16 protein-coding genes are annotated in these 16,053 nt (G+C 60.9%); 11 read left to right on the top strand and 5 right to left on the bottom strand.

Annotated features, from left to right (window positions below; translation table 11 throughout):
- Positions 1-373 precede the first annotated feature (373 nt).
- The 7 genes from HBR93_RS11165 to HBR93_RS11195 all read left to right on the top strand — a co-directional run bounded on the left by HBR93_RS11165 (position 374) and on the right by HBR93_RS11195 (position 8,621).
- Positions 374-1,684: a sugar ABC transporter substrate-binding protein gene (locus tag HBR93_RS11165; protein ID WP_057436632.1), complete on the top strand. Its 1,311-nt coding sequence runs from the start codon at positions 374-376 to the stop codon at positions 1,682-1,684.
- 100 nt (positions 1,685-1,784) lie between these two features.
- Positions 1,785-2,672: a sugar ABC transporter permease gene (locus HBR93_RS11170; protein WP_057436634.1), complete on the top strand. Its 888-nt coding sequence runs from the start codon at positions 1,785-1,787 to the stop codon at positions 2,670-2,672.
- 10 nt (positions 2,673-2,682) lie between these two features.
- Positions 2,683-3,513, top strand: coding sequence for a carbohydrate ABC transporter permease (locus HBR93_RS11175; protein WP_057436636.1), 831 nt, complete (start codon positions 2,683-2,685; stop codon positions 3,511-3,513).
- A 27-nt stretch (positions 3,514-3,540) separates the two neighbouring features.
- Positions 3,541-4,644 (top strand): sn-glycerol-3-phosphate ABC transporter ATP-binding protein UgpC, encoded by a 1,104-nt coding sequence (gene ugpC, locus HBR93_RS11180; RefSeq protein WP_057436638.1) that lies wholly within the window; start codon positions 3,541-3,543, stop codon positions 4,642-4,644.
- A 17-nt stretch (positions 4,645-4,661) separates the two neighbouring features.
- Positions 4,662-6,134 (top strand): mannitol dehydrogenase family protein, encoded by a 1,473-nt coding sequence (locus tag HBR93_RS11185; protein WP_169960344.1) that lies wholly within the window; start codon positions 4,662-4,664, stop codon positions 6,132-6,134.
- A gap of 51 nt (positions 6,135-6,185) precedes the next feature.
- On the top strand, positions 6,186-7,667 hold the full coding sequence (gene xylB, locus HBR93_RS11190; protein WP_057436643.1) for a xylulokinase: 1,482 nt from the start codon (positions 6,186-6,188) through the stop codon (positions 7,665-7,667).
- Between the two features lie 12 nt (positions 7,668-7,679).
- Positions 7,680-8,621 carry a carbohydrate kinase gene (locus HBR93_RS11195; protein ID WP_057436644.1) on the top strand — a complete coding sequence of 314 codons (942 nt, stop codon included), beginning with the start codon at positions 7,680-7,682 and terminating at the stop codon, positions 8,619-8,621.
- Positions 8,622-8,627: 6 nt separating this feature from the next.
- Here the strand turns inward: HBR93_RS11195 and aqpZ are convergent, their stop codons facing one another.
- Positions 8,628-9,314 (bottom strand): aquaporin Z, encoded by a 687-nt coding sequence (aqpZ, locus tag HBR93_RS11200; RefSeq protein ID WP_120733182.1) that lies wholly within the window; start codon positions 9,312-9,314, stop codon positions 8,628-8,630.
- Between the two features lie 134 nt (positions 9,315-9,448).
- Between aqpZ and HBR93_RS11205 the strand changes: the two genes are divergently transcribed.
- Positions 9,449-9,829 (top strand): hypothetical protein, encoded by a 381-nt coding sequence (locus HBR93_RS11205; protein WP_057444094.1) that lies wholly within the window; start codon positions 9,449-9,451, stop codon positions 9,827-9,829.
- Here the strand turns inward: HBR93_RS11205 and HBR93_RS11210 are convergent, their stop codons facing one another.
- Positions 9,830-10,087, bottom strand: a complete 258-nt coding sequence (locus tag HBR93_RS11210; RefSeq protein WP_057436646.1) for a DUF1652 domain-containing protein — start codon at positions 10,085-10,087, stop codon at positions 9,830-9,832.
- Positions 10,088-10,354: 267 nt separating this feature from the next.
- On the opposite strand from HBR93_RS11210, the gene eco reads away from it, so the two are divergent.
- Entirely contained in the window at positions 10,355-10,837 is a 483-nt protein-coding gene (gene eco, locus HBR93_RS11215) for a serine protease inhibitor ecotin (protein ID WP_057436648.1), read from the top strand.
- A gap of 362 nt (positions 10,838-11,199) precedes the next feature.
- Here eco and ilvA read toward each other — a convergent pair whose 3' ends face one another.
- Positions 11,200-12,222: a threonine ammonia-lyase, biosynthetic gene (ilvA, locus tag HBR93_RS11220; RefSeq protein WP_169960345.1), complete on the bottom strand. Its 1,023-nt coding sequence runs from the start codon at positions 12,220-12,222 to the stop codon at positions 11,200-11,202.
- A 251-nt stretch (positions 12,223-12,473) separates the two neighbouring features.
- Here ilvA and HBR93_RS11225 point away from each other — a divergent pair, with 251 nt between their 5' ends.
- Both HBR93_RS11225 and map read left to right on the top strand, forming a co-directional pair.
- On the top strand, positions 12,474-12,674 hold the full coding sequence (locus tag HBR93_RS11225) for a ParD-like family protein (protein ID WP_057436650.1): 201 nt from the start codon (positions 12,474-12,476) through the stop codon (positions 12,672-12,674).
- Positions 12,674-13,429, top strand: a complete 756-nt coding sequence (map, locus tag HBR93_RS11230) for a type I methionyl aminopeptidase (RefSeq protein WP_057436952.1) — start codon at positions 12,674-12,676, stop codon at positions 13,427-13,429. Before HBR93_RS11225 ends, map begins: the two co-directional genes overlap by 1 nt.
- Positions 13,430-13,462: 33 nt before the next feature.
- Here map and HBR93_RS11235 read toward each other — a convergent pair whose 3' ends face one another.
- Together HBR93_RS11235 and HBR93_RS11240 are read right to left on the bottom strand one after the other, a co-directional pair.
- Positions 13,463-14,404, bottom strand: a complete 942-nt coding sequence (locus tag HBR93_RS11235; RefSeq protein ID WP_057959452.1) for a magnesium transporter CorA family protein — start codon at positions 14,402-14,404, stop codon at positions 13,463-13,465.
- The gene (locus HBR93_RS11240; RefSeq protein WP_115128273.1) at positions 14,398-15,984 is read right to left on the bottom strand and encodes a RimK family protein; all 1,587 of its coding nucleotides are present in this window, start codon (positions 15,982-15,984) and stop codon (positions 14,398-14,400) included. The genes HBR93_RS11235 and HBR93_RS11240 overlap by 7 nt, the downstream gene beginning before the upstream one ends.
- Between the last annotated feature and the right edge of the window lie 69 nt (positions 15,985-16,053).

The following is a 16,053-nucleotide window of genomic DNA, read 5'->3' on the forward strand; positions in this document are numbered from 1 at the left end:
GGTTCCGGAGGTGGTGTTTTACAGCCCCCGATAAAAACCGCCATAAGTAAGCCCAATGCGATTTTATAGAGGGTGTGGCCTTGAGGATTGACGCGAGAGCAGTTCATAAACATCTCCTGGTTAGGTTTACCAAACTATTAACCCTCTCCTGTTCTTTCCCGTCTACTGTCAGAAATAACAGGTCGCCGCTCCCCTGCTAGATATTGAACGCCTTGCAGCCCAGTGCAAAAAAGTATCACTTCAAGTGCTCCCAAGGATTTGTCACCGCGCCTGCAGAAGGCTGTAATCGACGCACACTCTTCCTGCCGCCTGGGAAGACACAACAACAAAAACTGTCCTTCTGCAGCCCCTGGGCGCAGAAATGGAGTGCGCGATGAATTTCCCAGCAAAAGCTCTGCTTGCCTGTACCTGCATGACCCTCAGCGCCGTCAGCCTTGGCGCGCAAACCCTGACCATTGCCACCGTCAACAACAGCGACATGATCCGCATGCAAAAGCTCTCGAAAACCTTCGAGGCCGAGCATCCGGACATCACGTTGAACTGGGTGGTGCTCGAAGAGAATGTGCTGCGCCAACGCCTGACGACTGACATTGCGACCCAGGGCGGGCAGTTCGATGTGCTGACCATCGGCATGTACGAAGCCGCACTCTGGGGCGCCAAGGGCTGGCTGGAGCCGATGAAGGATCTGCCGGCCTCCTACGACCTGGACGACGTGTTCCCTTCGGTGCGCGACGGCCTTTCGGTCAAGGGCTCGCTGTACGCCCTGCCGTTCTATGCCGAAAGCTCCATCACCTACTACCGCACTGACCTGTTCAAGGCTGCCGGGCTGAACATGCCAGCGCATCCGACCTGGGTGCAGATTGGCGAGTTTGCGCAAAAGCTCACCGACAAGAGCAAGGAGCAATACGGCCTGTGCCTGCGCGGCAAGGCCGGCTGGGGTGAGAACATGGCCCTGATCACCACCCTGGCCAATGGCTATGGCGCGCGTTGGTTCGATGAGAAGTGGCAACCCGAATTCAATGGTCCTGAGTGGAAGGACGCGCTGAACTTCTATGTCGACAACATGAAGAAGTCCGGCCCACCCGGCGCCTCGAGTAACGGCTTCAATGAAAACCTGGCGCTGTTCAACAGCGGCAAATGCGCGATCTGGGTGGATGCCAGCGTCGCCGGCTCGTTTGTCACCGACAAGACCCAGAGCAAAGTCGCCGACCACGTGGGCTTCACCTTTGCCCCGCAGCAGGTCACCGACAAAGGCACCTCGTGGCTGTATTCCTGGTCCCTGGCGATCCCGGCCAGCTCCAAGGCCAAGGACGCCGCCAAGGTCTTCAGTGCCTGGGCGACATCCAAGGAGTACGGCGCGCTGGTGGCCAAGACCGATGGCATCGCCAATGTGCCGCCAGGCACCCGCGCCTCGACCTACAGCGAGCAATACATGCAGGCCGCCCCCTTTGCCAAGGTGACGCTGGAGTCGTTGAAAGTCGCGGACCCGACCAAACCGACCGTCAAGCCCGTGCCCTACATCGGTATCCAGTTGGTGACCATTCCCGAGTTCCAGGCCATTGGTACCCAGGTGGGCAAGTTCTTCTCCGGCGCCCTGACCGGCCAGCAGAGCGTGGACCAGGCCCTGGCGGCGGCGCAAACCACCACCGAGCGGGAAATGAAGCGCGCCGGCTACCCCAAATAGCCCAGGCTCACCACCGTCAATGTGGGAGCTGGCAAGCCAGCGCCTACATTGACCGCATTCCAAGGCCGATTCTGTTTGCCTCCAATGGGTTCTGATTGTCATGAATACGTCTAAAAGCCGCCTGCGCAACCCCGGCTGGTTCCTGGTCAGCCCCTCGGTGGCCCTGTTGCTGCTGTGGATGATCGTGCCGCTGGGCATGACCCTGTACTTTTCGCTGATCCGCTACAACCTGCTCTACCCCGGCGAAAACCAATTCGTGGGCCTGGAGAACTTCACTTACTTCATCACCGACTCGGGCTTTCTGCCCGGCGCTACCAATACCTTGTTGCTGGTGGGCAGCGTGCTGCTGATCAGCGTGGTGCTGGGGGTGTTGATCAGTGCCTTACTGGAGGCCAGCGAGTTTTTCGGCCGCGGGCTGGTGCGGGTGCTGCTGATCTCGCCGTTCTTCATCATGCCCACCGTCGGTGCGCTGATCTGGAAGAACCTGATTTTCCACCCGGTTTCCGGCGTGCTGGCGGCGCTGTGGAAGCTGTTTGGCGCGCAGCCGGTGGACTGGCTGGCGCACTACCCGCTGCTGTCGATCATCATCATCGTGTCCTGGCAATGGCTGCCCTTCGCCATCCTGATTCTGATGACTGCCATGCAGTCCCTGGACCAGGAACAGAAAGAAGCGGCACGCCTGGACGGTGCCGGCCCGATTGCGATCTTCTGGCACCTGACCCTGCCGCACCTGGCCCGGCCCATCGCCGTGGTGGTGATGATCGAAACCATCTTCCTGCTCTCGGTGTTTGCCGAAATCTTCACCACCACCAACGGCGGCCCTGGCTACGCCTCGACCAACCTCGCCTACCTGATCTACAACCAGGCGCTGGTGCAGTTCGATGTGGGCATGGCCTCGGCCGGCGGCTTGATTGCCGTGGTCATTGCCAATATCGCGGCGATCATCCTGGTGCGGATGCTCGGCAAAAACCTGACTGACAAGCCTTGAGGGCCGCGCCATGACACTTCAACAATCCCGCCGCCTGCAAAGCCTGTTGCTCGGCACCCTGGCCTGGGCCATCGCGATCGTGATTTTCTTCCCGATCTTCTGGATGGTGCTCACCAGTTTCAAGACCGAAATCGACGCCTTTGCCACACCGCCGCAATTTATATTCACGCCCACCCTTGAGAACTACCTGCACATCAACGAGCGCAGCAACTACGCAAGCTTCGCCTGGAACTCGGTGGTGATTTCCTTCAGCGCCACCGCCTTGTGCCTGCTGATTGCGGTGCCGGCGGCCTACTCCATGGCGTTCTACGAAACCCAGCGCACCAAGGGCACGCTGCTGTGGATGCTGTCGACCAAGATGCTGCCCCCGGTGGGCGTGCTGATGCCCATCTACCTGCTGGCCAAGAGCATGGGCCTTCTGGATACGCGCATCGCGCTGATCATCATCTACACCCTGATCAACCTGCCGATTGTGGTGTGGATGGTTTACACCTACTTCAAGGACATCCCCAAGGACATCCTCGAAGCCGCCCGCCTGGACGGTGCCACCCTGTGGCAGGAAATGGTGCGGGTGCTGCTGCCCATCGCCAAGGGCGGCCTGGCCTCCACTGTGCTGCTGTCGCTGATCCTGTGCTGGAACGAGGCGTTCTGGTCGCTGAACCTGACCTCCTCGAATGCCGCGCCGTTGACCGCATTGATCGCCTCCTACTCCAGCCCGGAAGGTTTGTTCTGGGCCAAATTGTCCGCCGTCTCGACCCTGGCTTGCGCGCCGATCCTGATCTTCGGCTGGATCAGCCAGAAGCAACTGGTGCGCGGCCTGTCCTTTGGCGCAGTGAAATAACGACCCCTTATAAAAAGGAGGCCCATCATGGCCAACCTGAAAATCAAGAATCTGCAAAAAGGCTTCGAAGGTTTCTCCATCATCAAGGGCATCGACCTGCAAGTGAACGACAAAGAGTTCGTGGTGTTCGTCGGGCCGTCGGGCTGTGGCAAGTCAACCCTGCTGCGCCTGATTGCCGGCCTTGAGGAAGTGACTGAAGGCACCATCGAGCTCGATGGCCGCGATATCACCGAAGTGACCCCGGCCAAGCGCGACCTGGCCATGGTGTTCCAGACCTACGCGCTGTACCCGCATATGAGCGTGCGCAAGAACATGTCGTTTGCCCTGGACCTGGCCGGTGTGGACAAGCAGATCGTCGATAGCAAAGTCAGTGAAGCGGCACGCATCCTCGAGCTGGGGCCGCTGCTGGAGCGCAAGCCCAAGCAGCTGTCCGGCGGCCAGCGCCAGCGCGTGGCCATCGGTCGGGCGATTGTGCGCAACCCGAAGATCTTCCTGTTCGACGAGCCGCTGTCCAACCTCGACGCCGCCTTGCGCGTGCAAATGCGCCTGGAACTGGCGCGCCTGCATAAAGAACTGCAGGCCACCATGATTTACGTGACCCACGACCAGGTCGAAGCCATGACCCTGGCGGACAAGGTGGTGGTGCTCAATAGCGGGCGCATCGAACAGGTCGGCTCGCCGCTGGAGCTGTATCACCAGCCGGCCAACCTGTTTGTCGCGGGCTTTCTGGGGACGCCGAAAATGGGCTTTCTCAAGGGCCAGGTGACCCGTGTCGACGGCCAGGGCTGCGACGTGCAACTGGAGGCCGGGACCCTGATCAGCCTGCCATTGAGCAGCGCCAGTTTGAGCGTCGGCAGCGCAGTGACCCTGGGCATTCGCCCCGAACACCTGGAGCTGGCGGCACCGGGCGATACCACCCTGACCGTCACCGCCGACGTTGGCGAACGCCTGGGCAGTGACACCTTCTGCCATGTGCTCACCGCCAATGGCGAGCCGCTGACCCTGCGGATCCGTGGCGATATGGCCAGCCAGTATGGCGAGACCCTGCAACTGCACCTGAACCCGGCGCACTGCCATCTGTTCGACACCGACGGTGTTGCCGTGGCTCGCCCACTGCGCGCCGCCGCCTGATTTCGCGAGAACCGTTGATGAAACTCAATAAGCAAAACCTCACGCAACTGGCGCCCGAAGTGCGCCTGCCCGCCTACACCCTCGCCGATACGCGCCAGGGCATCGCCCATATCGGCGTCGGCGGTTTCCATCGCGCGCACCAGGCGTACTACACCGACGCCCTGATGAACACCGGGGTCAGCCTCGACTGGAGCATCTGCGGCGTTGGCTTGCGCGCCGAAGACCGCAAGGCGCGGGATGACCTGGCCGGCCAGGACTATCTGTTCACCCTGTACGAACTGGGCGATACCGACGACACCGAAGTGCGTGTAATCGGTGCCATCAGCGACATGCTGCTGGCGCAAGACGGGGCCCAGGCGCTGATCGACAAACTGGCCAGCCCACAGATTCGCATCGTCTCGCTGACCATCACCGAGGGCGGCTACTGCATCGACGACAGCAACGGCGAGTTTATGGCCCATCTGCCGCAGATCCAGCACGACCTGGCCCACCCCGACACCCCCACCACAGTGTTCGGCTTTATCTGCGCAGCCCTGACCCAGCGCCGTGCTGCAGGCATCCCGGCGTTCACGGTGATGTCCTGCGATAACCTGCCGCACAACGGCGCCGTGACCCGCAAGGCGCTGCTGGCCTTCGCCGCGTTGCGCGACGCCGACCTGCATGACTGGATCCAGGCCAATGTGAGTTTTCCCAACGCCATGGTCGACCGCATCACACCGATGACCAGCACCGCGCACCGCCTGCAATTGCATGATGAACACGGCGTCGACGATGCCTGGCCAGTGGTGTGCGAACCCTTTGTGCAATGGGTGCTGGAAGACAAGTTCGTCAACGGCCGCCCGGCCTGGGAACAGGTGGGCGTGCAGTTCACCGATGACGTCACGCCCTATGAAGAAATGAAGATCGGCCTGCTCAACGGTAGCCACCTGGCCCTGACCTACCTGGGGTTTCTCAAGGGCTATCGGTTTGTCCACGAGACCATGAACGACCCGCTGTTTGTCGCCTATATGCGTGCCTACATGGACCTGGACGTGACCCCCCACCTGGCGCCGGTGCCGGGCATTGACCTGACCGAGTACAAGCAGACCCTGGTGCAGCGTTTTTCCAACCAGGCGATTGCCGATCAGTTGGAGCGGGTGTGTTCCGATGGTTCGTCGAAGTTTCCCAAATTCACCGTACCAACCATCAACCGCCTGATTGCCGAGGGCCGCGACACCGAGCGGGCGGCACTGGTGGTGGCGGCCTGGGCCTTGTACCTGCAGGGCGTGGATGAGAACGGCGTGCGCTACCGAATCCCCGATCCCCGCGCCGATTTCTGCCGGGCGCTGGTGGCGGATGACGCATTGATCAGTCAGCGGTTGCTGGGTGTAGAAGAGATTTTTGGCACGGCGATTCCCAACTCGGCGGAATTTGTGGCAGCGTTTGAGCGGTGTTTTGCCAGTTTGCGCGATAACGGTGTCACAGAGACCCTGAAACGACTTACCCACTGAAGAAACCCACATTGATCGGGTTTTCACCCTACTGCCTGCTGAGTAACCACCATGACTCGCCAATCTCTGTTTCTGGGCATCGACTGCGGCACCCAAGGCACCAAAGCCATCGTCCTCGATGCCGCCAGCGGCAAGGTGCTGGGCCTGGGCGCGGCTGCACACAGCCTGATCAGCGGCGCCAACGGCCGTCGCGAGCAACACCCCCAGGAATGGCTGGACGCCTTGACCGAGTCCACCCACCGCGCCTTGCAGCAAGCCGGCGTGGACGGCCAGGACATTCTCGGCATTGGCGTTTCCGGCCAGCAACATGGCCTGGTGCTGCTCGACGATCAGGGCCAGGTGTTGCGCCCGGCCAAGCTGTGGTGCGACACCGAAACCAGCGCGGAAAACGCCCGGCTGCTGCAACACCTGGGCGGTGAAAGCGGCGCCCTGGAGCGGCTTGGCGTAGCGATCGCACCGGGCTACACCGTGTCCAAGCTGTTATGGACCCTGGAGCAACACCCGGAGGTGTTTGCGCGGATCGCCCACCTCCTGTTGCCCCACGACTACCTCAACTATTGGCTCACCGGCCGTGCCTGCGCCGAGTATGGCGACGCCTCGGGTACCGGTTATTTCAATGTGCGCACCCGGCAATGGGATTTGCCGTTGCTGCGGCATATCGACCCCAGCGGGCGCCTGGAAGCGGCGTTGCCAACCCTGATCGAAGCCAATCAGGCACTGGGCACTGTGCTGCCGGCGATCGCCGAGCGCCTGGGGATCAACCCCGGTGCCATTGTGTCCAGTGGCGGCGGCGACAATATGATGGGGGCGATTGGCACCGGCAATATTGCTCCTGGGGTGATTACCATGAGCCTCGGTTCATCGGGCACCGTGTACGCGTTTGCCGACCAACCGAATGTCAGCGCCCAGGCTGCAGTAGCGACATTCTGTTCCTCCAGCGGCGGTTGGCTGCCGCTGATCTGCACCATGAACCTGACCAATGCCACCGGGGTCATCCGCGAACTGTTCGAGCTGGACCTGGTGGCATTCAACGCCCTGGTGGCCCAGGCGCCGATTGGCGCCGAGGGCGTGAGCATGCTGCCGTTTCTCAATGGCGAGCGCGTGCCCGCCCTGCCCCACGCAACCGGCAGCCTGCACGGCCTGACCATGACCAACCTGACCCGTGCCAACCTGTGCCGCGCGGTGGTTGAAGGCACCACCTTCGGCTTGCGCCAGGGCCTGGACCTGTTGCGCCAGACCGGCCTGCAAAGCCACAGTATCCGCCTGATCGGTGGCGGCTCGAAAAGCCCGGTGTGGCGGCAGATGGTCGCCGATATCATGGACACCGAAGTGATCTGTACCGAACAAAGCGAAGCGGCAGCCCTGGGCGCGGCGATCCAGGCCGCGTGGTGCCAGTCCGGCGAAAGCCTGCAGGCACTGTGTGCACGCTGCGTCAGTCTCGACCCGGCCAGCCGCACCCAGCCTGTGGCCGCCAGCGTCAAGGCTTACCAGCAGGCCTATGAACGCTATCAACAGCATGTGGCAACCCTTTAAGAGCGAGTAACTATGTATCTGGTGTGTGGCGAAGCGCTGTTTGATTTTTTCAGCCAGGAGGACGCCGGCGGGCAGGCTTCCAAAGTCGATTTCAAGGCGATTGCCGGCGGCTCGCCGTTCAATGTGGCCGTAGGTTTGCGCCGCCTGGGGATCGAGGCCGGGCTGTTCGCCGGGTTGTCCAGCGACTACCTGGGCCAACGCCTGCGCCAGGTGCTCAGGGATGAAGGGGTCAGCGACGAGTACCTGGTGGAGTTTGCCGCACCGACCACCCTGGCGATGGTCGCCCTGGGGGCCAATGGCTCGCCGCAATACAGCTTCCGGGGTGAAGGCTGTGCCGATCGGCAGTTGCAGCTCGAGCATCTGCCTGCCCTCGATGCTCGGGTACGCGGCCTGCATTTCGGTTCGTTTTCCCTGGTGGTGCAGCCGGTCGCCGACAGCCTGCTAGCCCTGGTCCGCCGGGAAAGCGGCAAGCGCTTGATCAGCCTCGATCCGAATGTGCGCCTGAACCCGCAGCCGGATATCGAACTATGGCGCCAGCGCGTGGCCGAGTGGGTACAGCATGCCGACCTGATCAAGGTCAGCGATGAAGACCTGCACCTGCTCTACCCAGGCCAGGCCCCCGAAAGCGTGCTGCAAGACTGGTTGCAGCACCGTTGCCAGCTGGTTTTCCTGACCCGTGGCGGCGATGGCGCGAGTGTGTTCAGTCGCCAGCATGGCAACTGGTCGGCGCCGGCGCTCAAGGTGGTGATGGCTGATACGGTGGGCGCCGGCGATACCTTCCAGGCCGCCCTGATTGCCTGGCTCACCGAACAGCAGTTGGATTGCGTGGAGGGTGTGCGCAGCCTGACCAGGGAACAGATCGACACAATGCTCAGGTTTGCCATCAGCGCCGCGGCGCTGACCTGCGGCAAGACCGGGCCAGACCTGCCCTACCGCCATCAATTGCACGGGTAATCGCGATTAGGGGCGCTCCCGTATTGCCCGAGCCACCCACGCGCCGATCACACCGCCAGCCAGGGGCGCGAGCCAGAACAGCCAGAGCTGCATCAGGTAATCAGGCCCGGCAAACAATGCCGGCCCGGTGCTGCGGGCCGGGTTGACCGAGGTATTGGTCACGGGAATCGACACCAGGTGAATCAGGGTCAGCGTCAGGCCGATGGCAATCGGCGCAAACCCCGGCGCCACACCGGGGGCAGTCACCCGCATCACGATAAACACCAGGAAGAAGGTGCCCACGCTCTCCACCACCACGGCGGCCAACAGGCTGTACTGCCCCGGGCTTAGCGCGCCATAGCCATTGGCGGCAAACTCGCCGATTTCAAAGCCCGGCCGGCCACTGGCGACCAGTGCGAGAATCGCCGCCGCCACCGTCGCCCCGGCGACCTGGGCAATGATATAGGGCAGCACATCCAGCCCCGGCAACCGCCCACCGACCCACAGGCCGACAGTCACCGCCGGGTTGAAATGCGCGCCACTGATGCTGCCCACCGCATAGGACATGCTCAACACGCTCAGGCCAAACGCCAGGGCGACCCCGCTAAACCCAATACCCAGGCCCGGAAACGCGGCCGACAGGATGGCGCTGCCACAGCCGCCAAAGGTTAACCAAAAGGTGCCGAGAAATTCTGCTGCGATTTTTTGCTGCACGCACTACCTCAGCCACTGGCGAAAAATGTGGCGAAACACTAGCAGTGAGAAGGGAAGCTGCCGTATCGGATTTGTCTGAGGCTTACCTCACAGCGTAGGCTTGGGCCCTTCTGAAACGGCCGAAAGGACTCGCCATGCGCATCAGTTTCCACGCACTCTCCACCTTCACCGCCGTGCTGTGCCTGGCCCTTGCGATTGCCTGGGGAGTGCGGCCCGACCTGCTACTGTGGCTCTGGGGAGTGGAATACACCGATGCCAGCGGCCTGGTGGCGCGACGCAATGCCATGCTGTTCCTCGCAATCGGCATCATGTTTTATCGCCTGCGCCATACCGCCCCGTCACCCACGCGCAGCGCGCTGGTATCGGGGTTTATTGTCGGTTGTCTGGGATTGGCCGCGCTAGGGATTGGCGAATGGCTCAATGGCCATGCCGGCCCGGGAATTCTGCTGGCCGTGGGCACGGAGTTAGTGCTGGGCCTGGGGTTTATCCAGGCCCGCAAACCAACCGTCGGCTGATCAGTAGAGCCTGGCGCCCGCCCTGCGCGGGGCGGGTGCATGGGCGTGTTTGAGATCCTCACGCAACTCGGTGATCAGATTGCAGATGGCGCGACTGCTGTCGAGTTTATTGGCCTGGATGCCGGTGACAGTCAGGTCGGTACCATCGTCGTCATAGATTTTGATGGTCAATGACGCATCCTGGGCCTTGATGCATTCACAACGTCTGGGCAGGAAGCTTCCTTCAATAAGGCCGCGTAACTCCAATTCCGAAAACATGGCTAAACCTCTCCTTTTTTGAGACCGCCAATGAATTTTTATAGCTATCAATAGTCTGACCGCCGCGTCAGGACGGTTGACTGCACGCCTTGCCAACCCTGGCAGGCGCGTTCAACTGCAAAGCCTACTCCTTGTGCCTGTCGGCGTAGGATCCTTTCCTCATAAGCACCCGCTACCCTTATATGCGTTGCTGCTGGTTTGCATTGCCGGACGTTGGCGTGCATCGTGGCCGCGACTGTTTTATTGACCCCAAGATAAGGACGTCCCATGACTTCTTCGCCCTTCACTCTGTTTTCCGTTTTGGCCATGAGCGTGCTGGCCGCCCAGGCCAATGCCGCCAAGCTGGAAGATATCGCGCCCTACCCCAAGGCCGATGCTGGTCAGGTTCGCCAGGTCATCCACTTGCCGGCAAAGCCCCAGGAACAGGACTTCAAGGTTGAAATCCTCGCTGGTAAAACCTTGCCGGTGGACTGCAACCAGCAACGGCTCGGTGGTGTGCTGGAAGAGAAAAACCTCGAAGGCTGGGGCTACCCGTTCTACCGCCTGGAGAAGGTCAGCGGCCCCATGAGCACCCTGATGGCCTGCCCCGAAGGCAAGACCCACGAGGGTTTTGTGCCGGTGGTCGGTGACGGTTTTGTGCTGCGTTACAACAGCAAATTGCCCATCGTTTTATATGTTCCAAAAGATGTCGAAGTGCGTTACCGCATCTGGTCGGCATCGCCTACCGTCGAGAAGGCAAGCGCGCAGTAACGCCACAGCCTGAATATGTGTGGGCTTGCCTGCTACAGCGCTGCGTCAGCCACCAGTTGCTGTGACTGAACCACCGCCATCGCGGGCAAGCCCGCTCCCACAGGGAGAACTCAGCGGGCAGAAAAGTATGGCCCCACCACAAACCCAATGTGGGAGCTGGCTAGCCTGCGATGGCGGTCTGTCAGCCCCCGAAAATAATGACTGAACCATCCCACTGGGGGCTCTGCGAGCAGGAAAGTATGGCCCCACCACAAACCCAATGTGGGAGCTGGCTTGCCTGCGATGGCGGTCTGTCAGCCGCCGAGAATAGTGACTGAACCACCGCCATCGCGGGCAAGCCAGCTCCCACAGGGGCGACTTTGCTAAAGCTCGGCAACTTCCACATTCAATCGGTGCTCTCGCGCCGCCACCCGCTCGGCCACGTGGCGCAAACTGTCGAAGTTGATGTTAGCCCCGGAGTTGATCGCCACCAGTGTCTGCCCCTGGGCCCCGGTACGTGTCACGTAGCGGCGGATACCGGCCACCGCCAGGGCGCCGGAGGGTTCGGTGATCGAGCGGGTATCGTCGTAGATCAGCTTGATCGCACTGCACAGTTCATCGTTGCTGACGGTGATGACCTCATCAACATAATGACGGCAGATTTCAAAAGCGTGGGCACCGATCTGCGCCACTGCGGTGCCATCGGCGAAGCTGTCCACGCTGGGCAGTATCACCCGATCACCGGCATTCAGGGCCGCCAGCAGGCAGCTGGAGCCTTCAGGTTCCACGCCAATCACCCGCACTTGCGGGCGCAAATACTTGATGTAGGCCGCGATGCCGGCGATCAACCCACCCCCGCCGACCGGGACGAAGATCGCGTCCAGCGCACCTTGCTGCTGGCGCAGGATTTCCATGGCCACGGTACCCTGCCCGGCGATCACGTCGGGATCATCGAAGGGCGATACAAAGGTGCCCCCCGACTGTTCAGCCAACTGCAATGCATGGGCCAGGGCAAACGGGAAGCTCGCGCCCTGCAACACCGCCTCAGCGCCTCGTGAGCGCACGCCCAGCACTTTCAACTCGGGCGTGGTGCTGGGCATGACTATCGTCGCCTTGATTCCCAACTCACGCGCCGCCAGCGCCACACCCTGGGCATGGTTGCCCGCCGAGGCCGTGATCACGCCGCGGGCTTTTTGCTCATCGCTCAGTTGCACCAGTTTGTTGTAGGCGCCACGGATCTTGAAGGAGAACGTCGGCTGCAGATCTTCGCGCTTGAGCAGGATCTGATTGCCGAGCAGCACCGAGAGTGCCGGTGCCGCCTGCAAGGGGGTGCGTACCGCCAGGTCGTAGACCGGCGCGGCGAGGATCTTCTTCACGTATTGCTCAAGCAGCAAGGGGCTACTCATGGGTGTCTCCTGGCGTTTTACGGGGCCCTGGAGACGGAAAAACAAAACCCGCCTCTAGGGCGGGTTTGGGTACAGCCGAACGCTATCCCGCCAAATGAGGAATGGCGGTAATAATGCTTGGCTGGGAACGATAGGTTTGAACGGTCATGGCGCAAAACTAACCGGCGCTCTGTGGCAAGTCAACTGCAGGGCTTTACGGGCGACATACGAAACATATACGCTTTGTATATCAATCCTACACAGTGAAGCTCATGGGCATCGTCAAGATCACCGATCAACTGCATGAACAACTGCGTCTGGCCAGCGCCGCCATGGACCGTTCCATCAACGCCCAGGCGGAGTTCTGGATCAAGATCGGCCTGTTGGCCGAACTCAATCCACACCTGGCCTACAACGATCTGATCAACAAGCTGTTGCTCGACAAGCCCGACCTGATCCGGGGGCGCAGCTGATGATCAAGACCCCTGCACAGATCGCCGTGATGCGCGAAGCCGGGCGCCTGCTGGGCCAGGTGTTCACGATGCTCGACAGCCGGGTCGCGGCCGGCCAGACCACCCTGGAACTGGATGCGGCCGTCGAGGCGTTTATCCGCCAGGACCTGCAGGCCCGCCCCGCCAGCCTCGGGCAGTATGACTACCCCTTCTGCATCAACACCTCCATCAATGAAGTGGTGTGCCACGGCATGCCAAATGCCAAGGATGTGTTGAAGGACGGCGATATCGTCAATATCGACATCACCCTGGAAAAAGGCGGGTTTATCGCCGACTCCAGCAAGATGTACATGGTCGGCGCTGTCGCGCCCAAGGCGCGGCGCCTGGTGGAGCAGACGTTCGAGGCGATGTGGGCCGGTATTCGCCAGGTCAAACCCGGCGCGCGCCTGGGGGATATCGGCCATGCGATTCAAAGCCATGCCCAGGCCAATGGCTACAGCGTGGTGCGCGAGTATTGCGGCCACGGGATTGGCCGGGAAATGCATGAAGAGCCACAAATCCTGCACTTCGGCCGCCCGGGCACCGGCCTGACCCTGCGCGAAGGTATGGTGTTCACCATCGAACCGATGCTCAACCAGGGCAGCGCCAAAGTGCGCAGCCTCAAGGACGGCTGGACCGTGGTGACCCGCGACAACAGCCTGTCGGCCCAGTGGGAACATACGGTGGCGGTCACTGCGGATGGCTTTGAAGTGCTGACGCTGCAGGCGGGTGCCTGAAGCCTTCCACACCGGCAGCAAAGTGGGGCCCAGTCACCCTGCTTTGTCGCCGCCCCTGGCAATCCGCCTGAGCCCCAGCACCATCCCTGCGGCGCCCAACGCCATCGCCAGCAAAAACAGCGGGTACGCCACCCACCACGGCGTGCCGGCCGTCATCATGCTGAACTCGGACATGCCGCCAATGCTGGCGATCAGGTTCAGCGGCAGGAACACCACGTTGATCAGTGTCAGCTTGCGCAGCAGGTTGTTCATGCTGTTGTTCATCAGGTTGCCCCGGGCGTCGATCAGCCCGGAGAACACATTGGAATAAATCTCCGCCTGCTTGTAGCACTGGTTGTTCTCGATGATCAGGTCGTCGATCAAGCCCAGGGTCTGCGGGCTGAAATGCTCCTTCTCGCCATGGTTGCGCAAACGCGTCAAGACCGCGCCGTTGCTGTGCAGCGCGTTGATGTAATAGATCAGGCTCTCGCTGAGGCTGAACATTTGCATCAGGTGGCGGTTACTCATGGAGGCGTTGAACTGCTGCTGCAATTCCCGGGCGACCAGCTTGATCACCTTGAGGTGGCCCAGATAGTGGTGAATGTTGTTCAGCAGCAGGTCCAGCAGTACATCCAACGGTGTATGCAGCGGCCGGCGCGCGCCCAGGCCGGACAGTTGGCTGTCGTCGGTGGCGATCACCAGCAGGCGGTCCGGTGAAAACAGCAAGCCACAGGACGACACTTCAAACACCAGGTTGCTGCCCCCGGAGTAGTTTTGCGGGCGCTTCCAGATCAGAAACAGGTTGTCTGGATGGAACTCGATACGCGACACCTCGTCCGGATCCAGTGCCGACGCCAGCGCGTGCTCATCGACCTTGTAGCGCTCGCGCAGCAATTCACGCTCATCACTGTCGGGGTTGCTGAACAGCAGGACCTCGGCACTTTCGCGCTCGGTGCGGCGCAGCGCGCCCTCATTGAGCTCAAAGCAGATCACCAGACCTGGCCCTGGCGTTTGAGCTCCAGGCGGCGCACGAACTCCTCCAGCACCAGGGAGTACAAGTCGTCCTGCAAGTAGGCGTCTTCGATCCCGGCGTCCATGTTCGGGTTGTCGTTGACCTCGATCACCACCACCTTGTCGCCGGACTGCTTCAGGTCCACGCCGTACAACCCATCACCGATCAGGTTAGCGGTCTTGACCGCCAGTTCCACCACGGCCTTGGGCGCTTCGTGCACCGCCAGGGTCCGGCACTCGCCGTTGATATCCTGGCCGATGGCCTTGTGGTTGTAGATCTGCCAATGGCCCTTGGACATAAAGTATTGGCAGGCAAAGATCGGCTTGCGGTTGAGTACGCCGATGCGCCAGTCGTACTCGGTATAGAAAAACTCCTGGGCCAGCAGCAACACCGAGTGTTCGAACAACTCTGCCGTGGCGGCCAGCAGCGCCTCCTGGCTTTCCACTTTGATCACCCCTCGGGAGAAACAACCGTCGGGGATTTTCAGCACCAGGGGGAAGCCCAGGCGCTCGCCAACCCGTTCGAAATCTTCCGGTCGTTCCTTGTACAGAATTTCGGTAGCGGGCATGCCCAATTGATGGCTGTTGAGCAGATCCGTGAGGTAGACCTTATTGGTACAACGCAGGATCGACGCCGGGTCGTCCATCACCACCAGCCCTTCACTCTCGGCCTTTTTGGCGAAGCGATAGGTGTGGTTGTCGACACTGGTGGTTTCGCGGATCAACAAGGCGTCGTATTCGGCCAGTCGCGCGTAGTCCTTGCGCTCAATCAGCTCGACATCAATCCCCAAGCCCCTGCCCACCCGCACGAAATTTTCCAGGGCCTTGGCATTGGACGGCGGCAGCTGCTCCTGGGGATCATGCAGGATTGCCAGGTCATAACGGGCCAGGCGCCGGGAGCGCGGTTGACGCCAGATCCTGCGGCTGAAGTTGTCCAGGGCGTGGGCGAATTGATCTTCCTGATCATCGCGCAACTTATGCAGCACCCCGGACTTGATGCCTTCGATATGCCAGCCGTTATTCTTGCGAAACTCAACTAACAAGATCGGACAAGGAAACGCTTCAAACAACTGCCGGGCCAAATCCTGCAACGGCTCAATATTGGTTCGACCAAAATAAAGGGTCAGGGTAAAACCTTCGGTATTACTGTAGAGGTGATGACTCAATGCTTTGTCGAGGGTTTTATCCAGGTCATCCAGGGCCAGGCCATACAAGGATTTTTTCGTCAATTCGCTGATGGTGCGCACCGACGGAATCACCTTGTGCCCCCGCGCCTCGGCCAGCAGCGAGCAGTAATAGCCATGCCCCAGGTACTTGTAGCTGCGGCACAGGTTGATGACCTGGACCCGTTTGCCGGCCTCGTTCTCCCGGGGGTGTTCGAGGTATTCCTGGGCAGTGACAATATCTTCACTGGGGAAGTACGAGGCCCAGTCTTCCTTGCGTTCTACAATAATCACAACTTGGCTTGCACTCTTGGGCGGTGTAGAAAAATATCCGCCGGAAGTTATTGTCGCCGCGACGGTTTGCTCGGATACTTCTCGCCAATGACTTTGTACCGCTGACATATTGATTGATCCGCTAGAGAACTTGACCTTTTCTATTAAGCACGATCTTTCACGGAAGTCTCGTTTAGT

Source organism: Pseudomonas sp. WS 5411 (genome assembly GCF_012985595.1).
Taxonomy (GTDB): Bacteria; Pseudomonadota; Gammaproteobacteria; order Pseudomonadales; family Pseudomonadaceae; genus Aquipseudomonas; species Aquipseudomonas shahriarae.

What these genes read in the sequence shown, in the direction of transcription:
- xylB (WP_057436643.1), top strand. Translation starts at nt 6,186, where the DNA reads ATGACTCGCCAATCTCTGTTTCTGGGCATCGACTGCGGCACCCAAGGC.
- HBR93_RS11210 (WP_057436646.1), bottom strand. Translation starts at nt 10,087, where the DNA reads ATGTTTTCGGAATTGGAGTTACGCGGCCTTATTGAAGGAAGCTTCCTG.
- HBR93_RS11175 (WP_057436636.1), top strand. Translation starts at nt 2,683, where the DNA reads ATGACACTTCAACAATCCCGCCGCCTGCAAAGCCTGTTGCTCGGCACC.
- HBR93_RS11195 (WP_057436644.1), top strand. Translation starts at nt 7,680, where the DNA reads ATGTATCTGGTGTGTGGCGAAGCGCTGTTTGATTTTTTCAGCCAGGAG.
- HBR93_RS11205 (WP_057444094.1), top strand. Translation starts at nt 9,449, where the DNA reads ATGCGCATCAGTTTCCACGCACTCTCCACCTTCACCGCCGTGCTGTGC.
- HBR93_RS11185 (WP_169960344.1), top strand. Translation starts at nt 4,662, where the DNA reads ATGAAACTCAATAAGCAAAACCTCACGCAACTGGCGCCCGAAGTGCGC.
- HBR93_RS11240 (WP_115128273.1), bottom strand. Translation starts at nt 15,984, where the DNA reads ATGTCAGCGGTACAAAGTCATTGGCGAGAAGTATCCGAGCAAACCGTC.
- eco (WP_057436648.1), top strand. Translation starts at nt 10,355, where the DNA reads ATGACTTCTTCGCCCTTCACTCTGTTTTCCGTTTTGGCCATGAGCGTG.
- ugpC (WP_057436638.1), top strand. Translation starts at nt 3,541, where the DNA reads ATGGCCAACCTGAAAATCAAGAATCTGCAAAAAGGCTTCGAAGGTTTC.
- HBR93_RS11165 (WP_057436632.1), top strand. Translation starts at nt 374, where the DNA reads ATGAATTTCCCAGCAAAAGCTCTGCTTGCCTGTACCTGCATGACCCTC.
- HBR93_RS11225 (WP_057436650.1), top strand. Translation starts at nt 12,474, where the DNA reads ATGGGCATCGTCAAGATCACCGATCAACTGCATGAACAACTGCGTCTG.
- HBR93_RS11170 (WP_057436634.1), top strand. Translation starts at nt 1,785, where the DNA reads ATGAATACGTCTAAAAGCCGCCTGCGCAACCCCGGCTGGTTCCTGGTC.
- map (WP_057436952.1), top strand. Translation starts at nt 12,674, where the DNA reads ATGATCAAGACCCCTGCACAGATCGCCGTGATGCGCGAAGCCGGGCGC.
- ilvA (WP_169960345.1), bottom strand. Translation starts at nt 12,222, where the DNA reads ATGAGTAGCCCCTTGCTGCTTGAGCAATACGTGAAGAAGATCCTCGCC.